General features: G+C 48.2%; 30 protein-coding genes. 9 read left to right on the top strand and 21 right to left on the bottom strand.

Annotated features, from left to right (window positions below; translation table 11 throughout):
- Positions 1-200: 200 nt before the first annotated feature.
- Positions 201-2636 (top strand): HAMP domain-containing sensor histidine kinase, encoded by a 2436-nt coding sequence (locus KNP88_RS09495; protein WP_214893451.1) that lies wholly within the window; start codon positions 201-203, stop codon positions 2634-2636.
- Positions 2637-2717: 81 nt separating this feature from the next.
- Here the strand turns inward: KNP88_RS09495 and wrbA are convergent, their stop codons facing one another.
- The 3 genes from wrbA to KNP88_RS09510 all read right to left on the bottom strand — a co-directional run bounded on the left by wrbA (position 2718) and on the right by KNP88_RS09510 (position 5178).
- The gene (wrbA, locus tag KNP88_RS09500; RefSeq protein WP_088838019.1) at positions 2718-3320 is read right to left on the bottom strand and encodes an NAD(P)H:quinone oxidoreductase; all 603 of its coding nucleotides are present in this window, start codon (positions 3318-3320) and stop codon (positions 2718-2720) included.
- A 110-nt stretch (positions 3321-3430) separates the two neighbouring features.
- Entirely contained in the window at positions 3431-4450 is a 1020-nt protein-coding gene (locus KNP88_RS09505; protein WP_214893452.1) for an ABC transporter permease, read from the bottom strand.
- Positions 4447-5178, bottom strand: a complete 732-nt coding sequence (locus tag KNP88_RS09510) for an ABC transporter ATP-binding protein (RefSeq protein ID WP_214893453.1) — start codon at positions 5176-5178, stop codon at positions 4447-4449. Before KNP88_RS09510 ends, KNP88_RS09505 begins: the two co-directional genes overlap by 4 nt.
- 174 nt (positions 5179-5352) lie before the next feature.
- Here KNP88_RS09510 and KNP88_RS09515 point away from each other — a divergent pair, with 174 nt between their 5' ends.
- Complete coding sequence (locus tag KNP88_RS09515) at positions 5353-5967, top strand: TetR/AcrR family transcriptional regulator (protein ID WP_214893455.1); 615 nt, start codon at positions 5353-5355, stop codon at positions 5965-5967.
- 138 nt (positions 5968-6105) lie between these two features.
- Here the strand turns inward: KNP88_RS09515 and KNP88_RS09520 are convergent, their stop codons facing one another.
- The 6 genes from KNP88_RS09520 to KNP88_RS09540 form a co-directional block, all read right to left on the bottom strand.
- The gene (locus tag KNP88_RS09520) at positions 6106-7152 is read right to left on the bottom strand and encodes a DUF2332 domain-containing protein (RefSeq protein ID WP_214893457.1); all 1047 of its coding nucleotides are present in this window, start codon (positions 7150-7152) and stop codon (positions 6106-6108) included.
- 131 nt (positions 7153-7283) lie between these two features.
- Positions 7284-7490 carry a VOC family protein gene (locus KNP88_RS15645; RefSeq protein ID WP_251137181.1) on the bottom strand — a complete coding sequence of 69 codons (207 nt, stop codon included), beginning with the start codon at positions 7488-7490 and terminating at the stop codon, positions 7284-7286.
- A 1-nt stretch (position 7491) separates the two neighbouring features.
- Positions 7492-7797 carry a VOC family protein gene (locus tag KNP88_RS15650; protein WP_251137182.1) on the bottom strand — a complete coding sequence of 102 codons (306 nt, stop codon included), beginning with the start codon at positions 7795-7797 and terminating at the stop codon, positions 7492-7494.
- Between the two features lie 32 nt (positions 7798-7829).
- Positions 7830-9347: an IS200/IS605 family element RNA-guided endonuclease TnpB gene (gene tnpB, locus KNP88_RS15880; protein WP_483297878.1), complete on the bottom strand. Its 1518-nt coding sequence runs from the start codon at positions 9345-9347 to the stop codon at positions 7830-7832.
- A 231-nt stretch (positions 9348-9578) separates the two neighbouring features.
- Positions 9579-10373, bottom strand: a complete 795-nt coding sequence (locus KNP88_RS09535; protein WP_214893697.1) for a cytochrome c oxidase assembly protein — start codon at positions 10371-10373, stop codon at positions 9579-9581.
- Between the two features lie 3 nt (positions 10374-10376).
- On the bottom strand, positions 10377-10847 hold the full coding sequence (locus KNP88_RS09540; protein ID WP_214893459.1) for a DUF2243 domain-containing protein: 471 nt from the start codon (positions 10845-10847) through the stop codon (positions 10377-10379).
- A 220-nt stretch (positions 10848-11067) separates the two neighbouring features.
- Between KNP88_RS09540 and KNP88_RS09545 the strand changes: the two genes are divergently transcribed.
- From KNP88_RS09545 to KNP88_RS09565, 5 genes are all read left to right on the top strand, one after another.
- Positions 11068-11610: a hypothetical protein gene (locus KNP88_RS09545; RefSeq protein ID WP_214893460.1), complete on the top strand. Its 543-nt coding sequence runs from the start codon at positions 11068-11070 to the stop codon at positions 11608-11610.
- Positions 11611-11658: 48 nt separating this feature from the next.
- Positions 11659-11877, top strand: coding sequence for a PLD nuclease N-terminal domain-containing protein (locus KNP88_RS09550; RefSeq protein ID WP_251137183.1), 219 nt, complete (start codon positions 11659-11661; stop codon positions 11875-11877).
- Between the two features lie 153 nt (positions 11878-12030).
- Positions 12031-12474: a MarR family winged helix-turn-helix transcriptional regulator gene (locus tag KNP88_RS09555; protein ID WP_214893464.1), complete on the top strand. Its 444-nt coding sequence runs from the start codon at positions 12031-12033 to the stop codon at positions 12472-12474.
- The gene (locus tag KNP88_RS09560; RefSeq protein WP_088836956.1) at positions 12471-12896 is read left to right on the top strand and encodes a MarR family winged helix-turn-helix transcriptional regulator; all 426 of its coding nucleotides are present in this window, start codon (positions 12471-12473) and stop codon (positions 12894-12896) included. The genes KNP88_RS09555 and KNP88_RS09560 overlap by 4 nt, the downstream gene beginning before the upstream one ends.
- A 22-nt stretch (positions 12897-12918) precedes the next feature.
- Positions 12919-13302, top strand: a complete 384-nt coding sequence (locus KNP88_RS09565) for a hypothetical protein (RefSeq protein WP_214893466.1) — start codon at positions 12919-12921, stop codon at positions 13300-13302.
- 38 nt (positions 13303-13340) lie between these two features.
- Here the strand turns inward: KNP88_RS09565 and KNP88_RS09570 are convergent, their stop codons facing one another.
- The 6 genes from KNP88_RS09570 to KNP88_RS09595 all read right to left on the bottom strand — a co-directional run bounded on the left by KNP88_RS09570 (position 13341) and on the right by KNP88_RS09595 (position 16181).
- Positions 13341-13691, bottom strand: coding sequence for a hypothetical protein (locus KNP88_RS09570; protein ID WP_251137198.1), 351 nt, complete (start codon positions 13689-13691; stop codon positions 13341-13343).
- A 5-nt stretch (positions 13692-13696) separates the two neighbouring features.
- Positions 13697-13915, bottom strand: coding sequence for a helix-turn-helix transcriptional regulator (locus KNP88_RS09575; RefSeq protein ID WP_214893468.1), 219 nt, complete (start codon positions 13913-13915; stop codon positions 13697-13699).
- Between the two features lie 88 nt (positions 13916-14003).
- Entirely contained in the window at positions 14004-14243 is a 240-nt protein-coding gene (locus KNP88_RS09580; RefSeq protein ID WP_214893470.1) for a hypothetical protein, read from the bottom strand.
- Between the two features lie 295 nt (positions 14244-14538).
- Positions 14539-14925, bottom strand: a complete 387-nt coding sequence (locus KNP88_RS09585) for a hypothetical protein (RefSeq protein WP_214893472.1) — start codon at positions 14923-14925, stop codon at positions 14539-14541.
- Between the two features lie 154 nt (positions 14926-15079).
- Complete coding sequence (locus tag KNP88_RS09590; RefSeq protein ID WP_214893474.1) at positions 15080-15439, bottom strand: hypothetical protein; 360 nt, start codon at positions 15437-15439, stop codon at positions 15080-15082.
- 64 nt (positions 15440-15503) lie between these two features.
- On the bottom strand, positions 15504-16181 hold the full coding sequence (locus KNP88_RS09595) for a glyoxalase (protein WP_214893476.1): 678 nt from the start codon (positions 16179-16181) through the stop codon (positions 15504-15506).
- 113 nt (positions 16182-16294) lie between these two features.
- Between KNP88_RS09595 and KNP88_RS09600 the strand changes: the two genes are divergently transcribed.
- Entirely contained in the window at positions 16295-17161 is an 867-nt protein-coding gene (locus KNP88_RS09600; protein WP_214893478.1) for an alpha/beta fold hydrolase, read from the top strand.
- Positions 17162-17289: 128 nt separating this feature from the next.
- Here the strand turns inward: KNP88_RS09600 and KNP88_RS09605 are convergent, their stop codons facing one another.
- Positions 17290-18339 carry a DUF871 domain-containing protein gene (locus KNP88_RS09605; RefSeq protein ID WP_214893481.1) on the bottom strand — a complete coding sequence of 350 codons (1050 nt, stop codon included), beginning with the start codon at positions 18337-18339 and terminating at the stop codon, positions 17290-17292.
- Between the two features lie 136 nt (positions 18340-18475).
- Between KNP88_RS09605 and KNP88_RS09610 the strand changes: the two genes are divergently transcribed.
- Positions 18476-18964: a DUF4825 domain-containing protein gene (locus KNP88_RS09610; protein WP_214807990.1), complete on the top strand. Its 489-nt coding sequence runs from the start codon at positions 18476-18478 to the stop codon at positions 18962-18964.
- Positions 18965-19055: 91 nt separating this feature from the next.
- Here the strand turns inward: KNP88_RS09610 and KNP88_RS09615 are convergent, their stop codons facing one another.
- The 5 genes from KNP88_RS09615 to KNP88_RS09630 all read right to left on the bottom strand — a co-directional run bounded on the left by KNP88_RS09615 (position 19056) and on the right by KNP88_RS09630 (position 25026).
- Positions 19056-20429: a PTS transporter subunit EIIC gene (locus KNP88_RS09615; protein ID WP_214807988.1), complete on the bottom strand. Its 1374-nt coding sequence runs from the start codon at positions 20427-20429 to the stop codon at positions 19056-19058.
- Between the two features lie 13 nt (positions 20430-20442).
- Positions 20443-21327, bottom strand: coding sequence for an N-acetylmuramic acid 6-phosphate etherase (gene murQ, locus KNP88_RS09620; protein ID WP_214893483.1), 885 nt, complete (start codon positions 21325-21327; stop codon positions 20443-20445).
- 142 nt (positions 21328-21469) lie between these two features.
- The gene (locus tag KNP88_RS09625; RefSeq protein ID WP_214893485.1) at positions 21470-23410 is read right to left on the bottom strand and encodes a glycoside hydrolase family 3 protein; all 1941 of its coding nucleotides are present in this window, start codon (positions 23408-23410) and stop codon (positions 21470-21472) included.
- 505 nt (positions 23411-23915) lie between these two features.
- Positions 23916-24185 (bottom strand): hypothetical protein, encoded by a 270-nt coding sequence (locus KNP88_RS15655; protein WP_251137184.1) that lies wholly within the window; start codon positions 24183-24185, stop codon positions 23916-23918.
- The gene (locus KNP88_RS09630) at positions 24154-25026 is read right to left on the bottom strand and encodes a type I restriction endonuclease (RefSeq protein ID WP_251137185.1); all 873 of its coding nucleotides are present in this window, start codon (positions 25024-25026) and stop codon (positions 24154-24156) included. Before KNP88_RS09630 ends, KNP88_RS15655 begins: the two co-directional genes overlap by 32 nt.
- Between the last annotated feature and the right edge of the window lie 8 nt (positions 25027-25034).

Here is a 25034-nt window from a genome sequence, read left to right on the forward strand (position 1 = left end):
ATGAAATTCCATCTACTTTTAACTTAGGCATACTGTCAATCAGTATGTCTTTTCTAATGTTAATTTCTCATATTGAAGATATTTTAACTTTTCTTCTATATTTTTAACTCTAAAAAATGTACGATTATGATAAGAAAATATGTACGATAGTTACATCTAATACGCATACATGCTGACGTAAAGGAGTATTTAAAAATTATATGAAAAAATGGTTAAACCAAAAAATAAGTCGGCAAATCATGTTTGCTTTCTATTTAATCTTACTCACGCTCTCCATCACTTCGATTACTGCTTATCTGTATACAGATCATCAAGTGGAGGAAGCAGAAAATAATCTAAAAGCCATCAGCACCCGCGAAGACCGTGCAACAAAATTGTGGGATACGTGGCAATCTTTACAATATGAAGTTCAAAACTACATTGTCTTTGGCAACGATGCTGTCATCGAGACCATCGAATCCAGACAAGCTTCTCTTGAACGGCAGACAATATGGTTCGAACAAAACCGCATCTATCAGGCGGATCAAGTGTATGCAACTGATATCCGATCACTCTATACGTCCTATACAAAATTCGTCATGCCTAGTTTGCTTCGTTACGTCCAAGCAAAAAAAACAGGAACAATTGATGAAGCCTTTTTGCAGATGTCGAGCTTACGGACGATGATGCCTGATATTCCAAAGGATGACGACCGAAAATTCAAGATGAATGCTTCAGACAGCGAGACGATGCGTGAGAGTGTCAATACAATGGAGAGTGTGTTCACAAGTTACCGGGATAGCCTAAATTCGAAAGAGGAAATTGCAAAAAAACAATTAGTGGACCAAACCAACTATGCGAACTGGATGTGGCTAATTAACTTGGGCGTACTCTTTTTCGTTATCTTTTGGCTCGTCCAGCCCTTTATTGAACGTCTCACTCGACAGATTCAACTATTGAGCCAAGAAAGTAAACTACTTGCACAAGGACAACATACTACACCGCTTATTCCTGTTGACCGGGTCGACGAAATTGGGGAACTTAGTAAATCATTTCATCAAATGGCGACCGCGTTGATTGATAATAAACACCGGTTGATGTCAACGAATGATAATTTAGAGCAGGCCTTACAAATTACGCTACGCAACGAGGCGCTTTTAAAAACGCGGAATCAGTTAACAGAAACACTCGCATCACGCGATTCATTGTCCGCGTATCCTGCTGTGATTGAAAAGATGACAGAAATCACTACCTCACTTCACGGGGCAATAATCTTTAAAGAAGGCACAACGGTTACAAACATTATCACGCACGCAATGACAGATCAAGAACAGGACACCTTGATCGCGACGATTGAACCATTGATTCGTCAGGCGCGCCGTGACAAATTGCCGCATACGGTACAAAATGCTGAACGCGCCTTAGCCGTTACTCCGGTTCTTGATCCGAGCACGGATGAAATCATTGCCTATATCTATTTAATGCGTCTAGACATGGCCTTCAACAAACAAGAACAAGAAGAACTTGCGACCTTCTCACGTCAACTCGCCCTATCCCTGCTTCGGATGCGAACGTTTGATGAAATCGACCGTGAACGCGAGAAGACATCCCGTCTCCTCAACTCCATCCGAGAATCCGTCGTCTACATTGAACTGGACGGCTCTAATCAATTAATCAACCGGCCGTTACTTGATCTATTCAACCATTCAATCGAACAAGATTCGGAAGTCGACTGGTTGCTTGATATTGACGAATCAATCGTCAATTTAAAGTACCGGGTTGACCAACTGCCTGAGTTCGAGCATTATTTGCATCAAACCTTTATTGAGCACGAAACCGGTGAAGGTATCCTGTTCTCGATTGATCAGGAAAAACGTTTTATCAAAACGTATTCTGAAAAAATCCACTATGGTGGTCAGTTCCGTGGCATCATGCTCGTTATGCGTGACGTCACGAATGAAGTCGAAATCGATCGTTTAAAAAATGAACTCGTTTCGACGATCTCGCACGAATTACGGACACCCTTGTCATCGATTTACGGATTTACCGAATTGATGATTGAACGTGAGCTGTCACCGAAGCGGCAAAAGACTTACCTCGAAGCCGTTCACTCAGAGACAAAACGCTTATCTCTGCTGATTAACGATTTCCTGGATTTACAACGGATGGAAGCAGACCGGCAGGAATATGAGTTTGAATCGTTTGATTTAATCGAACTGATTGAAGACCTGAAACAATTCCACGGTCTCTCTTCGACGACTCATGTCATTACTGTCTCACACGATGTAACGCACCTGTTCATCGAAGGCGATGCGAAAAAAATCCGCCAATTGTTTGGGAACCTAATCAACAATGCCATCAAATATTCACCGGCCGGCGGAGCCATCGATATCGAATTGGCGGTTCTTGATACGCAGGCTTCCGTCGCGATTCGTGACCACGGAATCGGGATTCCGACTGCTGCGATGGGTGAATTATTCCAAAAATTCTACCGGGTCGATAATTCGGATACACGCAAAATCGGCGGGACTGGACTGGGTCTATCGATTTGTCGCGAAATCGCCCGTGCTCATGACGGCGAAATCCACGTCGAATCCATCGAAGGTGAAGGATCGACTTTTACCGTCGACTTGCCATTGCGCCATCCGAATGCTTGATTTCAACTACACACTTCATACAAAAAGGACGATCGATAAACGCTATCGATCGTCCTTTTTTGATTGCTTGAATTTGCGCTCTTACTTCAGGAGACGGCTCGCCACTTCGACTGTCCGTTTTGCTTGATGACGGACGGCAGGTTCAACTGACTCAACCATCTTCCCTTCCTGGTCGACGGTGACCGTCGTTCCGTACGGGTTCCCTCCTGCTGCAAACAGCACCGGATCCGAATAGCCGGGTGCCGCAACGATTGCACCCCAGTGGAACATCGTCGCATAGACGGCAAGGACGGTCGTTTCCTGACCACCATGCGGGTTTTGTGCAGAAGACATTGCACTGACAACTTTATCGACAAGTTTTCCTTGTCCCCAAAGTCCTCCCGTCGTATCAAGGAATTGTTGGAATTGACCCGGGACATGTCCGTACCGCGTCGGCACACTAAAGATGATCGCATCCGCCCAGTCGAGTAAATCGACGGTTGCTTCTTCGACGTCACGTGTCGCGTCCGTATGTTTTTGCCAAAGTGGATTCGAGGCAATCGCTTCTGCGGGTGCTGTTTCTTTAACTTTTGCAAGACGGACTTCTGCTCCGGCAGCTTCCCCTGCCTCTTTCGCCCACGTGGCGAGTTGATGATTGGTACCGGTCGAACTGTAGTAAATGACTGCTAATTTCACATTAGACATGGAATCGCTCCTTTTTCTACGACAGTGACGGACAATGGATGTACAGGTTATCTTTTCCCATTTTGTCTATAAAAAAACGTCTTTACCTTGATTTTAAGATTTTTTATGAGTTAGGCATTTCTGAATTTTTTAAGCGCTCGTATATTGATCACGTACAGTACGATAATATAACCGACGAGTCCTAACAGATAGCCCCAAATCGCACTCCAACCGTTCCCATAAATCATGATTTCTTTAATCGCACTCGCCCCGTAGAAGATTGGCATCACGTAACTTAAATTACCGAGGTGGTACGGAATCAAGTCGAGCGCAATCAAACCGGAGAAAAAAACTTGTGGGATGATTGTAAACGGAATCAACTGAACAACTTGTAGCGCTGAACTCGCGAACACTGAAATCGTCGCTCCGAATAAAACAGCTGTCGTCGCGAGTAACAATAAGACAAGTAAAACGAGAAAGACGTTACCGTTAGACGCCATTTGTAAGACATAGACCGTGTACAGGACAATCAGGATGGCTTGCATGACGGCAAACACGCTGTACCCCATCGTATACCCGAGGATGACTTCACTTCGTTTGATCGGCGTCATCAACAGACGCTCAAGCGTCCCATCACTCCGTTCCTTGACGAATGCCATCGCAGAAATGACGAAGACCATAAAGAACGAGAATAAGGACAAAAACACATACCCGAGTGAATCAAACGTCGACTGGTCGGTCGAACCATGGACGTAACCCGTTTCTATTGCTGCCGCTGGATTGAGCGAAGTAAGACCCGCTTGAATTTCTTTGACAGCGATTGAAGATTTCGTCGATGGTTCCTGGAGCGTGATGTTCGTCGCTTCCCGGTCAGCACGGAATACCGCATCGACGTCAGGATGACTGGTGAGATAAGTTTTAGCCGAATCTACGTCTTTCGGCAACGCAATCACTTCAAGCTCCTGCTTTTCTAACATTGTCGTGACTTGCGGGGGTGTCACCCCATCGACCGCAACGACGGGGACATAATCCGTATCACCGAGCAGCAGATAGATCAGTGTCAAAATCAGTAACGGCGCAATCAAAATCATCATCACACTCCGCTTATCGTTTAATGTTTGACGGACAACACGTTTCGCTAACTGCATCATCGCGGGTCGCCTCCTTTTTGCTGGTCTGCCGCTAAAATAAACAGTTCTTCGACACGACCCGTCTCTGTTTTCGCAAGTAACTTATCGACCGTATCGTATTCAATCAATGCACCGTTGTAAATCAAGGCAGCCCGGTCACATTCGACGACTTCATCCATGACGTGTGTCGAGACGACGATCGTCGTTCCGTCCTGTTTAATCTGATGGAACTGCCGCCAAATTTCCCGCCGTAAGATGGGGTCGATTCCGACAGTCGGCTCGTCTAAAAACAAAACTTTCGGTTTGTGTAAAATCGAAATCGCTAACGATAACCGTTTTTTCATCCCACCTGAAAAGGCGTGGACCCGTTTGTTCCGATGTGCCGTCAACTCGACGATCTTCAACACCTCCTCAATCCGTTGTTTAAGAACCTGCCGTTCCAACTTATACAGTGAACCAAAAAACTTTAAGTTGTCTTCTGCCGTTAAATCTTCATAGAGCGCATTGTTTTGCGGCATAAATCCGATATCATTCAGCAGCTTCATGTCCGGCATCAATGTCTCTCCGATATGAATCGTTCCTTTGCTTGGGGCAATCGCGCCGATCATCAAGCGAATCAATGTCGTTTTCCCTGAACCAGATGGTCCTAACAGACAACAGATTTCACCGGACATGATCGTCAAGTCAATGTGGCGAATCACCTCTATCTGATCAAACGATTTACTTGTTTCCTTTACTTGAATGTTCATAAAAAATCACTCCTTTGTATTTCTCTCGTTTTGAGTAATTAAACAAGATATTAGACACCGTGTTGTTTATAATTAAAGTATAGCGAGTCCGTCCAGAAGGCGACAATAAGCAATCACCCGGATTGTGTTGCTTTGGCGACACATCCGTTCAAAGTGTTGAAAAGGAGTGACGAAATGAGTAAGGAACAACAAGATTTACGGGTAATCCGCACTAAAAAATTGATTAAAGAAGCCTTGTTGACCTTGATTGAAAAACAGGGGTTTGACAGCATCACCGTCAAAGATATCGCAAAACAAGCAGAAATCAACCGGGGGACATTCTATAGTCACTACGAAGATAAGTATGATTTGATGAATGCGTACATCGACGAGATTTTTGAAGAAGTGGAAGAGAAGCTGATCAAGAACCTGCAACGTCTGTTCCATCAGGAAAATCCAACCGGCTTTCCACCGGACGCTTACCGGGTCCTGGTTCCTTTTTCAGAGTTCCTTCAACGCAACCGTGTCATCATGAAGTCACTGTTAGGTCCGACGGGGGACCCGCACTTTCAATCCCGTCTGAAGCAGTTCATGCATGACGCACTCTTTAAGCGGGCGTCCGGTTCGTTGTTCTTGAGACAAAAAGCACTTGTCCCAAGCGATTACCTCATCTCCTATATCGCGTCTGCCCATATCGGTGTCATGCAGGAATGGCTCATCCAAGACCGCGATGAATCCCCGGAGGAAATCGCAAAAATTATTTTTACGATCACGACGCAGGGACCCCTTCGAGCCGGCGGTTTGATGTAATTCCCTCACACAACATGCTGTTGCGCACAACTGACGGTGTCCAGAAAACGAGAAAAAGGGACGGTCACCTATCAGCGATAGACCGTCCCTTCTTTCTCGTGTCTTATTCAACTTCAACCGGTTACTTCCGTGTGTTCCTTAGTTCGGCAGAACGGATGCAGTCGGCAACAACCATTTGAACCAGCGCCCGTGACCGTCCGTTTCAGCAATCGTCTGTTCCTGGAGTGCCCCGTCCCGGTACAGATCGAGGTGCAAATAACGGTCCTGAACGTTATTGTACAAGTGATAGACGTCACGCGTTTGTCCAATCTGCTCGACGACGTGGAGCAGTTCTTTTTTCAGCGCAAGCGGCAACTGGTTTGCGACATGGGTATGAAAAATACAGAGGATATGCGCTGTCGGAATTCGCTCGGCACATGGTTCAAGAAGTTGAATCCCGTCCCCTTCAATCAGCTCGAGCGGATGTTCGGCGACGTAACGTGCCGCCTGTTCAAACAATTCGAGCCGCTCGCGGTGTTCCGTCCAAATCAAGGCCTTTAACCATAGTCGTTCGTCGTCATCCGTCAAATCAACGGTATTCAGGTCGAGTCCGATTCGCTCCGCGATCGGCGGTGCTGTCCGTGCAAGCGGTGGAACATGCTCACCTTCGATCGTCGACGTCAAACGAAGACGCGACGCCGGATTTCCGAACGTCTCCCCCGTTCCGTAGTCATATGCGTACTGGTCGAACAGCAACTGCAGACCGGCACTCGTACCGATCTCAAGTAACGCGAGCGGACGCTGTTCGGCTTGATGAATCATCCCGAAGACCGGATAGAGATACGTGCAGCGCCGGACTTCGTTCGTTTGGACGAGACGCGTCGTCAGCAACTCAATCAATTCCGTTTCGTAGACCCGGCAAAAATCCTGAAAAGCCGGAAATGACTCATCGAACGGTGCGGCGTCCGTCGTCACACTCGGATAATACCGGGCTAACGGATGCTCGACTCCTTTTAGTAACAGATAATGAACGGCACCAAACAAGAGATTCGGTACCGGTTGTCCGTCCCGTGCCTGTTGGCATATTGTCAAAATCGCTGTGTCACACGCGACGTGACGCGACAAGTAGTCGTACAACGGACTCGAGTCCTTGCACTCGTGTTCCGCGAACGTCTGAAACCGTACCGCTAATTCTTCGTGTGTCATCCATCTTCCCCCTCGTTTCATTCTCTTATTAGGAATTCACCAAATCCTTCCAAAAACCTTTTTTAGCAGGGCAAAAAAAACGAGCGATGCACGCTTCCTTAAGAAGAATAACATCACTCGTTTCTACGATTTTAAGCCGGTGGTGTCCACCGCTTTGCTTCGCTGCCATCGGGATAATCGATACCGTCCGGATAAGCGATTAATTCAATCAAGCTGCCCCATGGCGTGACACCATAGACGCCACGGTTACGCGGACCGTCCTCAACACCAGCTAACGGATGCGGTGCCGAAAGAAGCGTTCCTCCTGCGTCTTTAAACCGCTGCGTCGCTTCCTGCATGTCATCGACATAGATTGAAGTGGTGCAGACCGAGATCAGAAATCCGTGCCGGTTCCTGATCCGTCGGTGTACCGAGCTGGAACAGTTCGAGCGTCGGTCCCTTCGCGATTTGCAGTAATCGCATGTGGATGATTGTTTTCCCGGACGGTAATCCGAGTTGCTGTTCGACTTCCTCACCTTGCATCGGTTCTTGCTCAGGGCGTTGCACATCATAACAAACCTCCGCGTCAAAGGCCTGCTTGAAAAATGTCGTCGCCTCTTCCATATCGGGTACAGTCATCCCGACATGATCGATTCCTCTCATCATCGTACTCGCTCCTTTCGCATGATTCCGTTTAATTATTCAAAAGCATAGGATAAGTCCCATTGTTGGCGTGCCTCATCCATCAAGCTCATCACCTGACGTGAGAGTGGTAACGTCCAGTTTTCTCGTCCGTTCATCACCATCTCATTCATCGCTTCGACTTCATACACGAGGGCTTTACCCGTATCTCCGGCTTCGATCGTCTCGACGGTCCCATCCGCCGTATAGGTGATGGTCGCCTTGTCTGCCCTCGGAAAATCATCGACCGTGATAAAGCCCTTTTCTCCAGCGACGATTCCCCGCTTCGGCATCTTCGCCCGCATCGCCAGTGACACGACGGCCAGCTCCTCTTGATTGTTTTTCATCACGATGCCTGACTGTTCATCGACACCTGTCTTGTATTTTTTAAGTGTCGTATGCAATTCGGTCGGCTGACTCGATAAGAACAAGCGTGTGAACGAGAGTGCATACGTTCCGATATCGAGCATCGCCCCGCCGGCAAGATCCGGATTGAAGAACCGATTCGTCGGATCATCTTCCTTGCTACTACCGAACGTGACATTGACCATGCTGATTTTGCCGACTTTCACGACGGTCTTTCCGTACCATTCCGCCTTGTATCCGAGCATGCGGAAGAACTCCGACCAACTGACCTCGGAGATGGACTTGCTCAACTTGCGATTCTTCTGCATGTTCTTCACCTGCAAGGTCTCGATCCCGATGACGTCGTGGTTTTTGACGATCTCGGTCGATCCCTTGTGCAGGAAATCGGTTCGCTTGTTCGCGATCTTCTCGTGGATGCGGGCGACCTTCCGCTTTTGCTTCTGATAGTTCTTCGCCTCGGAAAGTTTCACTTTCTTGTCCAAGGCCAACCGTTGACGACGAGAAAGCTTGCGTTGCTCGCGAGCGAGCTTCTTCTCAAGCGAACGGAAGTAACGGTCGTTCTTGTATACCGTGCCGTCCGACAGGATGGCGAAGTGCTTCAACCCGACATCGACGCCGACGGATGAGCCCGTCTTCGGCATTTCGTTGCTCTCCTGCTCGACGAGCAGGGAGACGAAGTATTTTCCTGAAACGTTCCGCCGGATGGTCGCATTCAAGATGCGTCCGACGACCTGCCTCGAATGAGCGAAGCGCACCCACTTCAGCTTTGGAATTTTGATTTTGGTGCCGACGATTGAGACTTCTGGAAGTTGAGACTTGCCTTGAATGTTCGTCTTATACGATTGAACAGGGTTGCACTTCGACTTGAAGCGGGGTCGTTCGTTCTGCTTCTTGAAGAAGCGGTCAAAGGCATCAGCAAGATGTTTGACGCTCGCTTGCACAGACGTGCTATCGACTTCTTTCAACCAGTCGAATGCCTGCTTCAACGAAGGAATTTCTTTCGAGCAAGACCCGTAAGACAGTCCTTTCCCTGTCGCTTTATACGTCTCATCCCACTTCGCCAAGAAGTGGTTGAAGACGAAGCGTGAACAACCGATCGTCTTCGCGATCAGGATTTCCTGTTCTTTTGTCGGATAGATTCTGAATTTGTAGGCCTTGTGAGTCAACATGATGTTCACCTCCTTACAAAGGATATACCCGAAAGAGAGGTTGGCGATTCATCTCCCACTTTCACTCGGGCTTCACCCTGACCGTTTAGAAGTGGGCGTATTCTCGCCTGATTTTGATAAACCGAAGAAAGAATTCGCTTATTGCAAATTTCTTCTCCAGTTTTCGTTACGGCTGGTGTTGCCGTTGATTCTTATTATGATGTGGATGTTCGAACGAATATAGTATCTTCTTCATTCCTGCCTCATTTCCACTGTTTCTGACAGTTGTAAACGCGGTGCCGTCGCCTCGTACCAGTGATAACAAAGAATAATGATGAGCGCGAGATCAACGACATCTCCCCCGTAATACATCAGCATGGCGCCTTGTTCCGCTTCCGCCTTCCCCACTCCACCGGGTGGATGAGCGTAGAGATATTTCGAAAGAATCTTATGCCCCGCCAACGCCAGTATTAAAATACCCGCCCGGTAGACGTGACTGTAGCGGTGCGGCGTCAAATCGATATAGATCAGCGCGCTTGTAAACAAGTAACCGGCCAGGAAGACGTGGAGATGGATCAGGGCATAGAGTGCAGTCGACTGATGCATCATCGGATAGAGTCCTGTCGTATAAAGCAGGTACAAGCCGCCGATGTTTAAAACCGTTGCCGTCATCGGGTGCGTCAAGAGACGAAGCGGCTGACTGTTCAAGACGCCCGTCACCCGTCTTGCCGCCTGCACGGGTAGCGTCCGTAACAATAACGTCACCGGCTTCGCAAACACGAGCAGGAGTGGTGCGAGCATCCCGAGTAAGAGATGCCCCGTCATATGTCCCGCGAAGTTCATGTGTGCCCAGTCTGCAACCGGACCGACGAGCGCAGCACCGGCACTCAGTATCCCGCTTCCCCAAAACACGTACCGATGGATTGGCCAGCGCCGGTAGTGATTGTTCGTTTTCCAGGCGGCAACCGGATAAACGAGAAATAAGACGAGCACGAGGAGCGTCACACTCGCTTCAAAACCGTTTCCCATGCCTTCATGCGTATGCATCACTTATTTCGCCTCCCCTGTCGTCCGCAGTTGTTTCCCAGTCTGCAGGAATAACACAATCCCTCCCGCTAAAATAAGCGCAGCGATCGCATTCCAGGCGATATCATACGGAAGAAGTTCCACACCGTAGCGAATTTGATGAATCGCGAAGACTTTATGATTGATCAGACCATCGTACAATTGGAAAAAACCTCCGCCGATCATCACACCACTGATCCACCGCTTCATCCAAAAGGCGGATCGTCTCCGTAAGTCTGCAACTAGAAACAGGGCTGCCACTGTCGCGAACCAACTGAATGCGTGAAACAGACCATCAGAAAACAGTCCGACCGCGGTCGTTGATTTGTCATAAAAATGATGCCAGCCTAACAATTGGTGAAAAATGACTTCGTCTAAGAATGCGACGAGACCCAGACCGAATAAAAAACCGGATGCGAGGTTGCGCAACGCATAACGCTGTTGATTTTTCTGCATGAACGGACACTTCCTTTCTTAAGATAGACGCTTCAAAACAATTTTTCCCTGTTGTCCTCGCAGTAAACGTGCTTCATTCGATGTACGTCTTGAACATTCTATTAAAAATGCCAATCGACAAATCGAACTTGAGTAAATAACATTAACATTATTCGTTTAATATTTTTTCCAAAAAGTGTATATTTAAAGCACTAGTCAAAAAGGAGGTTCCATGCATACCATGAAGTTCACCAGAACACCTCGGACATTTGAATTGAAATGGATTCCAGAAACCGACTGGCGTGACGTTTGTACACGTCGCACGCTCATTATCCGAAACCATCCGAAGGAATCGCTCATCGGATTAGCCTATAATAATGAAAACCAAGTCGTTCAAGTCACACGGAATAGTCATAAATCACATGCCCTTTATTACGTCACGTTACTGGAAAATCAGCAAGCGAACCGGTCACTCTTATCAACCCGGTCACACATGACCGTCGAGTACGTCAACACACGCCTATATGACCAGATCAAAGTCGCCGAGTACAACTTACTCGACGTCCACGTCCGTCAAGAAGGGCTTGGCGAGCGCGGCCTTTTATTGGAGGCCTTCATTCAGGATGTGCAAAACAAACATCGGCATTACCGAGTCAGCGGCAATTTCGAAATCGTCACCCATCACGGGCTCGTATCAAAGGATTGCTTTACCCGGTACGGTTTTAAGCTACATCAACATGCTTTAGTCCTGCAGAATTTCGATAGTCCGCTTTTAGTGACATAACAGAAGAATCAATACCTCAACTATTTAAAAAGATTGCGGGGAACGATGATGCATCCGATTCAGCAACTCTTAAAAAAAACGACTTATATGACGGGGTTTTGTTTACTCGCCGTCGCTTGTATCGATTTGTTTACGCGTCAGCAGACACGCGGACCGAAGTGGGTTTGGGGGCTCACCATTTTCAGTGTCAATTATATCGGGCCCCTCCTTTATTTAGCGTGGGGCCGTCACCCGGCAGGCGAGGTAAACGAGCAACGCGCCGATTGAAAACACATCGCTGTACAACGCTTGTCCTGCTACTGGAACAAGCCTTGTACGGCGATGTGTTTTTTCCAAAAATAAGAGCTAGTCCCGCCCCCTTTTTTGTGTTATTTTGTATCTAATCAAATCGTACAATCACTTTAAAACAAGAGGTTACATATGCAACCCAATACAAAGACATTACCGATCGCATGCTGGAACACGATTACGACGTACCACAATCATCAAACGAAACAAGTCAATGCCTTCTTAAAGACGTGGGACCTCTCGCACACGATGTTCGAGGTCTTGCGCTGCTTAAAGTCGACGACATGTACAAGTCAAAAAGAAATCGCCTGCCTGATTCATGTCACGGACGGGACGATTTCTCAAGGGATTAAAAAGCTGTTCGCCAAGCGCCTGATCGAAAAACAACGTCACCGCAAGGTCAACTATTTCCATCTGACACCGGCTGGAGAACGGTTTTTAAACGAAGTCTTACCGAAATACGAACGTTTTCAAGCGAATCAATTTCATGCCTTGACCGCATCGCAACAACACGCGTTGCATCAACTTGTAACGCAGCTCCATAGTACACAACAACAGGAAGGGGAAGTTCGATGAATCCACATGCTGCCTTTTCATCGATTGGACACTGGCAATCGATCCAACGCATCCACAATCGTTACGTCAAAGAAGTCAATGATACGTTAAAACAATGGGAACTCTCGCGTTCTCAATTCGATATGCTCTATACGTTATACCAACTAGAGAGCGCGACACAAAAGTCGCTTGAGACGACACTCGAGCTCTCGAGCGGATCGATTTCACAGACGCTAAAAAAACTGATGCAAAACCGACTCTTAACCCGTAAACGGATTGACCGTGAAAAACGGATCGTTCTGACGGCGGACGGAGAAACACTCGTCCAGGCATCCGCGCCGGTCATCGAAGTCATCGACGAACGTTACTTCCAGTCCTTTACGAAAAACGATCATCAAACGTTTGATCAATTGTTGAACAAAATGCAAAACAGTCAATTTTGATAGCAAAAGGAGGCCGGCCTGCATGATTCTCAGACACTACACCCATCGTCAGTTTTTACCGGCAATCGTTGCCCGGGGCGGCATCTCTACAAACCTTCACACGGAAAGTCCGCATAGCGGTTATTTACTGTTTGAGCTGAACCCTACAACAAATCAACTCGCACAGACCGTCCATCAGTTCTATTCGAACTCAGAACCCCCTTGGGACGAGACGGATACGGTCGTCCTCGATTTTGACTTCGTCAAACTGCAGGCTGCCGGCATCGAGGTGCACAAGACACCGCATCACTTCGCTGACGACCTGGCGCCGAATCAACCTGCGGATTCTTTTCGCTTCGTTCAAAGCTTCTTGTCACTCGGGTACTTAACAGAAGAATCGCGGGAACAGCTGTCGGAATACTATTAAAAAAAGAACAGACGCCTGGCGCCTGTTCTTTTGTTTTATCAGTTGCGTCGACTGTACACAAACATCATTACTGGGAAGGTCATGACCTGAATGACGAGTACACACAACAACGCTGTCATGAGATCGTCAACGACTTGCCACTGAACGAGCATCAGCACCACAAACACATAGAGGATACTCAAGGCATATGACATGTGACCACTTTTCCTCTTGATCTCTTCTTGTCGTTCATCATAGGGTTCAGCAGCCGGGAAAATCACATCGGTCGCGAGTTGACCAAGGCCCGCTAATGTCAAGATGATACTGAGTGGACGCGGTCCGTCGAACAGCATCAGATAACCGCCGTACATCAACATGACGGCAGCGAGTAGACGATTGATCATCGGCATGTGTTTCACAAAAGACCATCTCCTTTTTTCTTCGATTCGGGTACAAAAATCGCTTCAATCGGACAATCGAACAGGGAGGCAATCGAAAACGCGAGCGCAAGCGACGGATTATACCGCTCTTTTTCAATCGAGATGACCGTCTGTCTCGACACCCCTAATGCGTTCGCGAGGTCACCTTGCGACCAGTGTCGTCCCTCCCGCAATAGCTTTACCTTATTTTTCATTTCGACCACCCTTCCTCTTCCAATAATATGTAAAACTGAACTGATGTGTCAAGTTTCCTTTACATAACTTACAAAAAAGCAGACACCTTTATACAGGTGTCTGCTTTCGACTCTTCCGTTTCCTAGGATACGTCGCAAGCATCGCATCTTTTATAGCATAAACATAGTGATCCGTCGCTTGTACAAAGGACCCAAGCTTCGGATAGTTGCCGACGAATTGATTGCTGAGTGCTTGTGCTTGGACATCATGTGTAATGAAAAAATACGCCCGGTCATATGTTTCTTTTAACTCACATAACAGCTTCAAAATCATCGCCTTATTGACCATATCGAGACTGCTGGCGGCTTCGGATTTGTCGCGATTGCGCGGGCGGTTGTAAATTCACTTCACTTCAATCCGACATAAGAACGATGCTGACGGAATCGGTTGAAGCAAGGCGTGACCAGTCATCCGGTTAAACGTATAATACGTATTGTGCCAAAATTCGGTACCGCCTTCTGTGTGTAGTAAATTTCAATGGGTGCTGCCTGTCGATTTTATTCGGCTGATTGAGCCAGTTAGAGTCGTGCCTCATTTGGATTTCTCCTGTTTTGAAACGTTTGCGTTGCAACCTCCTATACGTTTACGGTTCATCTTTAAACTGTTCGAACTCGGGGTGTTTCGGCTCCCGGAAATCAATAGACGCTTCGGATGGATCTAAAAAGTTGTGTCCTAAGTATACTGCATAGTAATCTCCGTTAGTTTCTCGAACGTTAAAGTCATACGATGTCCGAGGTTCGTCATGTAAGACGAGAATATAGTCGTAACCAAACTTCGAGAAATAACTTTTTATTTGATACTCGTCTTTTTCCAGTCCGTACTGCTGTTCGAGTTGGTCCTCCAAGTATAATTGACGCAGGATTTTCTGATGAAAAGTATAAAAAAAACACGAGATCAACACGAGCAATATCCCGATTAAAACCATTCGTCCGACCCGCCACTTGCCGTTTACTTTCCAAAAGTTCGTCATCGGCTGTCCTTTCCTGCAGTTGAACCTACAATACGTCACAAATAATAAAGCGATAGTGATTTTTCATGAAATGGTCGAGAACACTTTTAAGCGACCCAAGCTTCTTGTTCCTCACGCTTTCTGAAGGAAAATACATAAAGCGCATGTTGTTCTCCTACATAACACGTTTATATAAGAACAGCATTGCCGGGTACGTAAGCATTTGCAAACTAAACATGATCAATAACGCCGTCATGACATGTTGAATGAGATTAAAGTGAACGAGCGCTAAGAGAGCGAACGCATACAGAATACTTAAAGCATAAGATGTACTGCCACTTTTCGACTGGACGGACCGTTGCTTCTCATCAACCGGATCGTTCTTCGGAAAAACTAAATCAACCGTTAACTGGGTAATCCCCGCTAAAATTAAAGCGATGCTAAGCGTGTCCGGTACTTCAAATACAGCTAAGTATCCTCCATACAATAGAAAAGCAGCAGCTAGAAAACGCCTGAACACATTGACTCTTTTCATGATTCACTCTCCTCTTTTAGACGTCATTAACATATTTTTAATCGCGTAGACACCGTTCTACCTCTTATTTACGATGCAGCACACCCTCCCGATCAAGTCGGACATGCATCTGATTATCGATCTCTAACTCGAGCGGACTCGTCAGCGCTATTTTCGGTGAAAATAACCACGGCCGTCCGGCGCGCCCGAGCAACAGATGGGTTCCGTCTTCCGCTTCTCCGAGAAAGTTCAGGAAATCCGGTTTGATCGGCTGACAATCCCGCCGAACGATACCCAGTTCAGCAAATCTTGCCCCGACACCGGCGACGTCCGGCGTCGTCACGTTCATTTCCCCGATATCGAGTATATCCTGTACGCTAAACGTTGAAAGCGACTTATCCGGATTGACGGCATGGCGGGCAATCAATTCGACGACGTTCTCGTCCGGATCGTAAAAGTAGACGGAATGCGCATCGATGTTTTCAAAATAAATTTCGTCCGCACCGTCCTCGATCAATAACGGGAGGCGTTGCCGCAACCAATTCTTCGCCAGCTGAAACGCATCCCCCGGAATATTGAACGCAAAGTGATATTGTTTCGCTTGCTGCGTCGTGTCCAGTTCAAATCGAAGCTGACTCGTTCCGATTTGGACCGTAAAGGATGTTTCCGTCTCCTCGACGAGCGGAAAACTGAGTGTCCCAGTGTAAAAGTCCTGCATCGGTTTTACCTGATCCGTCCAAAGTGTTGCCACTGTAATTTTCATTCCACGTTCCCTCCATAGTGTTTTCATTCAATTTCTTAGCTTCAGTATACAATAAATGATGTATAATAATGGTTAAAAAGTAAGAACTCACCTATCGAAACGGAGGAAGTCAAATGAAACGGTATAACATTGAATGCGCAGGTACCTCTACACAGGTCACCGAATGGGGCGAACCGGACCGTCCGGTGATTTTTTGCCTGCACGGCCTCGGCGGAACAAGCCTCAGCTTCATTGAACTGGCTGATGCCTTGAAACATGACTACCGGATTGTTTCGATTGACGCCCCGGGTCACGGAAAAACGGAACCGTTCGCAGACGAAAACGACTACCGGTTTGCCCGCTTTTCCGATTGGCTGAACCAACTGTTTGAACACTTACATATTGAAGATTTTTATTTCCTCTCGCACTCCTGGGGCAGTTTCATCGCGCTCTTTTATCAGAAGGAACAGCCGGAACGGGTCCGCGGCTCGATTTTGATTGACGGCGGGTATCAGAGTAAACGATTGCGCGGCACACCGCTCGAGCAAGAAGCTGCCTTTTACGAGACCGACTTCGAAGAATCGGTTGCGACACTCGAAGCGTTTTTAGACGTCGCTGTCTATGGACCGAAGATGCGCCGGTCGCCGTTACTTGACTTGGCCGGACAAGATTTCGTCCGGATGCAGGACGGACGATATTACTGGCATGCCCGTGCGAAAACGGCGCGTGCGATCCTGGCGGCAATGTATCAGGACGAAATTCTCGACTTCCTTGACGACGTCCCGGGGAAAAACGTGCTGTTGCTGCGGGCGACGTTACCCGTCTCGGATGAACCGTTCCGCCAAGAAGCGATTGCCATCTGGCAGGAGAAAACCGGTGGGACGGTAATATCTGCTCCGTCGACTTCCCACATCTTGCACTGGGATGATCCGGAGGTCGTCCTTGAAGTGATTCGGAAAAACTGGTCAACGGATGATGTTTCCGCCCCCTTCACGAGATAGATGACATGGAGCTAATCATGATAGCTTGCACATAAACAACAAGAGACGTCCCACGCCGAGCATATGCAAGGCATGGACGTCTCTTCTGCTGTTTATTTTAAGTGCGACCGCTTGTTATGCATCAACGATCAGCACCATTCGATTTGAAAGCGTCCACCGGGTCCAATCTGTTGCAGCAACGGCCAATCCGCTTCAATCACGCGACCGACGACATTGACCCGTTCGTCGGCAGCAAGATTCCGTTTCGTGACTTGCAATTCGCCGGCGTACCGTCCGTACTTAAGATTGTCGATCGTGATCGAGCCGACAGGCCGGTCTGATACGGTCGCGGGTTCAAGCCATCCATTGCCTGGGTGCCCGGAGCTACGCGACTCGACGGACCGGATGACGTCGCGTGCCGGATCCAACCGGTTCGTCTGTACGCGCGTCAACAACGGATCATCGCTTTGACCCGTCGCCCGGAGGACAATGATTCCCTCCTGATAGGCAGCAAACTGTTTCATCGTGCTCGCCAACAAACCCGGGTCTCCGATCAGAATCCGGTCGACGGATGCTTGAAGCTCGAGATAACAGGCAAACGGTGATCTCCTGCGGTGGTCTTCGAGCGTCGGTAACGTGGCATGAAGCGGACCACGCCGTTGTCCGTCTCCCGGAATGAATGCTTGGACACGGATTCCCTGTTCACGGAGCCAGCGGTTTTTATCGTGGAACCAGTCTCGGTCAAGCCCCGTTTCCGGTCGCGGATAAAAGTTGTGCCACGCCTCGACCTGCTCAAGGACAAGCCCCTCTGCTTTCATCGCAGCGAGCTCTTCTGCCGTCAATGTACTAGCGTTTAAGGCGACAATCATCTGTTTTGACAAGTCCGCGACCTGCTTCGGCGTGATGCCATAATCGACCCGCAGACCGGTCACGCCCCATTCGATTAAGCTAGCAGCATCGTCCCACGTCTTGCCGAGTGCGGCAAGCGAACTTGGTGCGATATCCGCGACGAGTTCCATCTCGAGCTCCCGAGCGAGCGCCCCGAGGTCCCGCAAGCGCTCCGTATACAGCGTCGGGTCGTCTTCCGGAATATGTAATGAGGTAAAGATTGAGGTAAAACCAATTGTCCGCATCTGTCGGATGTTGTCTTTCGCCTCATCAGTCAACGGTTCACTTAAATAAATGGCGAGTCCTTTCATCTGCTTCACTCCTCTTGATTGACTAGATGTTCACTCTTGACGAATTGTTACTAAAGTCCCAATATAAGAATTTTTTAGGAGGTATTCTACAAATTATGATACCATGAGGAGGAGATACTTAAAGGAGCGATTATCAATGAAACGAATTTTAATCCCATTGCTGTCGATTGTCTGCCTCGTACTGATTTGGAACGGCTACAGCCAACGTGCTGATTCAAAGGTGGACCTGTTCCACTACAAACATACTTATGTCGGCGATAACAGTGCTGTCGGAACGATCGTCAAGCAATTGGCACACCATCAAGAGTTGCGACAGATCGCTCTTGAAACCAAACAAACACCGTACGGAATCACTTTAGACTATAAAGAAATTGAGACAGAAGAAGTCGAACAAGAAATCAAAGAAACGGTCTTGTATAATGCAACCTATCTCTTTGCACTTGTCGATAATGTCGACCACATCACCTTTTCGTTCCCGGACTATACCTTCAAGGTGACGCGGGAACAGCTTGATGGGTGGTACAACACGCAACTCAGCACAATCGAACAGGAACAGGACTTGAAAAAGCTGATCCGGAATCAGCTGAAGTCCGATAAATCAGTGAATCAGTTTTTTGCTCATTGATTTTGAATGGGCCGGGAGTCAAAAAAAGATGGAACATCACCTCAAACGTGATCTTCCATCTTTTTATTTCTTCTGAAATCCTCTATCCCCGTTAAATCCCGTCTGCCATTTCCTCCTTAAAGCCAAACCAATACGTAAACAGGAACCCTGCCGCGTATGAGATGACGAGACCAGCGATATACGTCAGGTACATCCCGTTATCAATCAACGGTGTCAACGACAGACCGGATACACCGATTCCAAGTGCCGTCGTCTTCATCGTCGCCTGGAAAGCTCCGCCGACAGCTGCTCCCATACACGCCGTCAAGAATGGACGACCGAGTGGTAACGTGACCCCGTACAGTAACGGCTCACCGATCCCGAGGAAACCGACCGGAATCGCCCCTTTAATAATGTTACGTAAACGCTGATTGCGTGTCTTGACGAAAATCGCCAGTGCCGCCCCGACTTGACCCGCACCTGCCATTGCGAGAATCGGTAGGAGTGGCGTATCTCCAATCGTGTTCAGGAGCTCCAAATGAATCGGTGTCAAGCCATGGTGGAGACCGACCATGACGAGCGGCAGGAAGAATCCGGCGAGCACGGCACCGGCGAGTGGTCCACCGACTTCAAGCGTTGCATTGATGCCTAACATGATGCCGTCGGACAAGATGCCGGCGACCGGCATGATTGCATAAAGTGCCGTAAAGCCGACAATCAAGACCGTAAACAGCGGTGTAAAGATGATATCGATTGAGACCGGCATGAAGCGGCGGATGTGTTTTTCAAGATAGGTCATCAGCCAGGCGGCAAAGATGACACCAAACAGTCCGCCCCGACCGACGACGAGCGGTTCCCCGTAAATAACGATGTCGACGAGTAACGGATTAAATAAAATCCCGCCGGCAATCGCTCCGAGGACAGGTGTGCCGCCAAACTCCTTCGCCGTATTCCAGCCGACGAGGATCGCTAGGTAGGCAAAGACGGTACTTCCGAGTAACAATAGAATCTGCATCCAGGTCACTGTTGCATCGACTCCGGCATTCTTCGCGAAGTTCGCTCCGCCGTTGATGATTCCGGATGCGACCAGTCCCGGGATGAGCGGGATGAAGATGTTCCCGATCCGGCGTAAGAAGCGCTTGAACGGGGACTTTTGTTTCTCTTTAACTTTTTGCCGTTCGATCGCGGCCCGTTCCTCGAACGTCAAGTTTTCGTCGACCGATTCCTCACCGATTGCAAGTCCTGTCGTGCGGCTGAGATGATCCGCGACCCGGTTGACGGTCCCCGGTCCGACGACCAGTTGCAACGTCTCGTCATCGATGACACCCATGACACCGTCGATTTGTTTAAGTGCCTCGATGTCTGCTTTCGTCGGGTCTTTCAGCGACAACCGGACCCGTGTCATGCAGTGGGCGAGTTGCCGAATGTTATCCGTTCCCCCGACCTGTGCGAGGATGGCTTCCGCCAAAATTTCTTCTTTTTTCATCTTTTATCCCCCCTTAAAGTGCATCACGGACGAATCCGTTTGCGCGGTGCAAGCGTTCGACTGCTTCATCATACGATATGTCGGCTAAAATCATCACGATCGCCGTCTTGACGTGACCGTTCGCCGAAGTGAAAGTACGCGCTGCCGTCTCTCCGTCAACTCCGGTCGCTTCGACAATCATCCGTTTCGCACGGACTTCTAACTTTTCGTTCGTCGACTGGACGTCGACCATCAAGTTTTGATAGACCTTTCCGACGCCGATCATCGCCGCCGTCGAAATCATGTTCAGGACAAGTTTTTGTGCCGTGCCTGCTTTGAGTCGAGTCGAACCGGTCAAGACTTCCGGTCCGGTTTCGACTTCAATCTTGTACTGCGCGTGCTTACTGATGACCGCTTGTTTGTTACAGGACAGGGCAGCCGTCGTCGCACCGACTTCGTGTGCATAATCCAGTCCGCCGATGACATACGGCGTCCGTCCGCTCGCCGCGATGCCGATGACGGTGTCGTTTACGTTTACTTTAAATGCCTGTAAATCTTCGACGGCAAGCGTCTGACTGTCTTCCGCCCCTTCGACGGCTTGAATCAGTGCCCGTTCCCCACCCGCAATCAGTCCGACGACCATGTCCGGCGAGACACCGAACGTCGGCACACATTCCGCCGCGTCGAGGACACCGAGTCGTCCGCTCGTCCCGGCTCCAATGTAGATCAGGCGCCCACCGGCCTGAAACGACGTAATGACCTGTTTGACGACTTCTGCAATCACCGGAATCTCTTGTCGGATGATACTCGCAACTGTCGTATCTTCTTCATTCATGACACGCAGAACCTCTTCGACCGCCATGTCGTCCAGGTGCATCGTTCGTGCGTTTCGTCGTTCTGTCGCTAATTTATCTAACATCGTCAACACCCTCTCTACTCACTATGTAACCCTTAAAAAACTTTAGTTTACTCCACTTAACAGATCATTAAAATTTTATTGCAAAAAAAGTCAATAGCGAAAGCCCAATCCGATTGATTGAGCTCACCTATTCCCTTCACACTTACCGGTTCCAGTTCCGGAACCCGTCTCCAAACTCGAGATGAAGCGCCTCTTTAAACAGACCGTCCTCAAATTTCGGGACATCGACCGGCAGTTTTCCCTGTGGTTTCACTTCACCAAAGATGGCACGGATTCCTGCCGGTAAATTCGGTCCGGCCGATTTCGTGTTCCCGGCTTCCGAGTCGGGCCCGTTTGGATCGCCCTTGAAACCGTAGACAAGGAGTTGCGCTTTCGCATCCGGTTGCACGGCGACATCATACGGATTCCGGAGACTGAGCAGGACGGACGGTGTGTTGGTCCGTTTTGCCTGACGGAAGACTTCCGCCGGTACATAATGATCCGCCGCCGTCGCTTTCAGCTTGTCACTGTTGTTGACGTTTGAGCCGACGATGATGTAGTCCGCCGCATCCAGCTTTTCTTGCAAGACCTGGTTTTGCTCCAGGTGCGGCGTCGACGCCGTATAATTTTCTGTCACGATGTTGACGTGTTTCAGGTTACCGGCGTTTTTCTCAAGCGACCGGATCGTCTTGACCATACTGTCCGTCTGATCTTTTGCCGGTGACAGGACGAGGATCGTCTCGCCTTTCTTTGGTTTGAGCGGCAGTGTTTTCTTATCATTCTTGACGAGCGTGACCGCGGCTTCCGTCATTTCTCGTTCAAGTGCTTTATGCTCCGGACTGCCGACGACCGTTTTTGCTTGTACGAGTTTTTCGTCGAGCGTCGCCGCGTCGACTGTTTCGTTCCAAATGCCGCGCGTTGCTTTTAACGTCAAAATTCGTTCGACGGATGCGTCAATCGTTGCTTCCGATAATTGACCGGCTTCAACGGCTGCAATCACATCGTCAAAGATCGTTTCCAGTTTCGTCACATCGTTCGCAGATCTTAAAATCGTCGGCATCAAGGCGATATCGCCCCCGGCCTGAAACGTCTTGATGACGGCTTCCGACTCCGTGAAGTTGTCGGCAATCGCCTGCATGTTCAAGGCATCGGTGACGACAAGTCCGTCATAGCCGAGTTCTTCGCGCAGGACACCGGTGATGACGTCATCCGACAACGTCGCCGGTAACGGGAACGTCCCTTGTTTGGACTCGACGACTTCATCCTCGATTTGCGGCATGCCGATATGTGCCGTCATGATCATGTCGATGCCTTCCGCAATCGCCCGTTTAAACGGAATCAGTTCAAGCTGTTGTAATGCTTCAAGTGATTTGTCGACGACCGGCAGACCGTAATGCGAATCGACCGCCGTATCCCCGTGTCCCGGGAAGTGTTTTGCTGTCGCAACGACACCTTGCTCCTGGATGCCGCGTGTCATTGCCGAACCGAGTTCCCCAACCAGCTGTGGATCACTCGAAAACGAGCGGACGCCGATGACCGGATTGCCCGGGTTGTTGTTGACGTCTAGGACCGGACCAAAGTTGACGTTGATGCCGAGGGCCTTCAACTCGGACCCGATGATACCGCCTGCCGCTTCCGCATAAGCCGGACTGCGGGTCGCCCCGATTGCCATGTTGCCCGGTAAGTTCGTCCCCGTCCCGAGGCGTGTGACGATGCCGCCTTCCTGGTCAATCGTCACGAACAGCGGAATGTCGTTACTCGCGTCACTTTTGATGACTTCCTGCAAGTCATGGACCAGTTTCGTCGTCTGCTCCGTTGCACTGACATTTTCCGCAAACAAGATGACGCCGCCTAAATCAAACCGGTCGATGACCCGTCCGACTTCCGGTGCCAGCTGCGTATGGTTAACCCCGTCCCACAGCCGGAAATCCGGCATGATCATTTGTCCGATTTTCTGTTCGAGTGTCATCTGACCGAGTTGTGCATCGACCCGCTCCGTGACGGATGGTGTCGTTTCGGCCGCGACCGGTTGCATCGGTAGCGACGCAGCGAGTAGCGCCGTCGTCAATCCGAGTGTTGCCGTCCAGTTGAGTTTCTGTCCCATGTGCTCAGCTCCCCTTTAATGAAATCATTGACCGTTATAAGACAATGTAATATAAAAACATCGTTTTGACTGTACATCGCTCGTTGATCCGTGATTCGTGCGCAAGTTCCCCGTGTTCACCAACAGTATAGCAAGTCCTCATTTAAGAAACAATGTTTTAATTGAAAGCGTAATCAAATTAAAACAAAATTACTGAAATGAAATAAAAAAACCTACCTCGCTAAAGGTAGGCAGGTTGTAGAACAATTAAAAATCTGGTGTTCATGAATGTTTAGCCGCTCATTTCATTCTTTTCTCAAATCGCCTCTTAGCGCCAATCTTGTACGCCGCTACGCTACGATACAGGGCTGGTTTTGGTTACCCTTTCTCTTAAAAGCGATTCATATCGGAAATCACGTCAATGCCCTCGCTATCAAAAGTAAGAATTGTAACTGACATTCCAACCACTGAAGCAGCGGGCTTCCTAGCCATAAATTCTGTGAAGACAGACATCTAAATAAGGAAATTAAGTTGAAGCAATGATTTCGTTGACGATATCTGATAAGCGCTCTTTATATTGTTCGATTTCATATACTTCATTAATTTTATGTCGCACATTCGGTTCATCACGGAAAGTTATATATTTATTTGTTAATGAATTAAGGTGCAAACGACAGACCCATTTCCGATTACTATCATCAATCAGAATGTTAAAGTAGCTCGCGTTATCCCGATAAAAAATTCGATTTTTATCGACTGTCGATTCAAGTAACACCTTTACGGTCGCATACCGCATACCCCTCAATTTCCTCTTGTGTGGTTTCAATCGAAGGCTGTGATGGAATATCTATACCCGGTTCATCGATGCTATTTTCTGCTTCTAACTCTGATGAGGAAGGAACAGAAACCGTCGATGATTCCGAGTCTCCTGAAATCACATGTTTGATTCGTTCATTCATATTCTCATTCATGAACTGTGTAAACGCTTTCGAAACGATAGGTCTAAACTTATCAACCACAGTTTGCGTTTTAATCCCTTGATAGCAGTCTTGAATCAGTAATCTAATAAACTCGTCGCTCGGTAACTGTGATTGTGTTTTTAACTGTTCTTTAATCGCACTTAAATATTTTAGTTCCTCTGCTGTAGAGAGAATCGTGTTGACGTTAAATTCTTGTTTTTTAAATTTGTACAGCTCTTTGATTTCATTATCCTTAATGGTAGACAGTGTAATTTCAAAGAATGGAACAGTATCCATTACGTTGGGTGTTTCTAAATCCGTGTAGAATCGATAAGTATCGCCATTCGTTAAAATAGCAAACTTAGCTTGCGTCGTTCCATAGTACCTAAACAGTTGCGAATCATGTTTCGTGAGAGGTTCTCGGATTGATTTAGCTTCAATAAGAATAGTCGGCTGTCCCTGATCCATGATTGCATAATCAACCTTTTCACCCTTTTTTATTCCGACGTCAGCAATATACTCCGGAGTGAACTCTGCCGGATTAAATACGTCATAACCCAACGTTTGAAAAAACGGCATAATTAAAGCGGTTTTAGTAGCTTCTTCGGTAGAAATCGAATGTTGAATTTGCTGAATCCTTTGAGAGACCAAACGAATATCTGAAGAAAATTTTTCCAATGTAAAAA

The sequence above is a fragment of the Exiguobacterium sp. H66 genome, assembly GCF_018618705.1.
GTDB lineage: Bacteria > Bacillota > Bacilli > Exiguobacteriales > Exiguobacteriaceae > Exiguobacterium_A > Exiguobacterium_A oxidotolerans.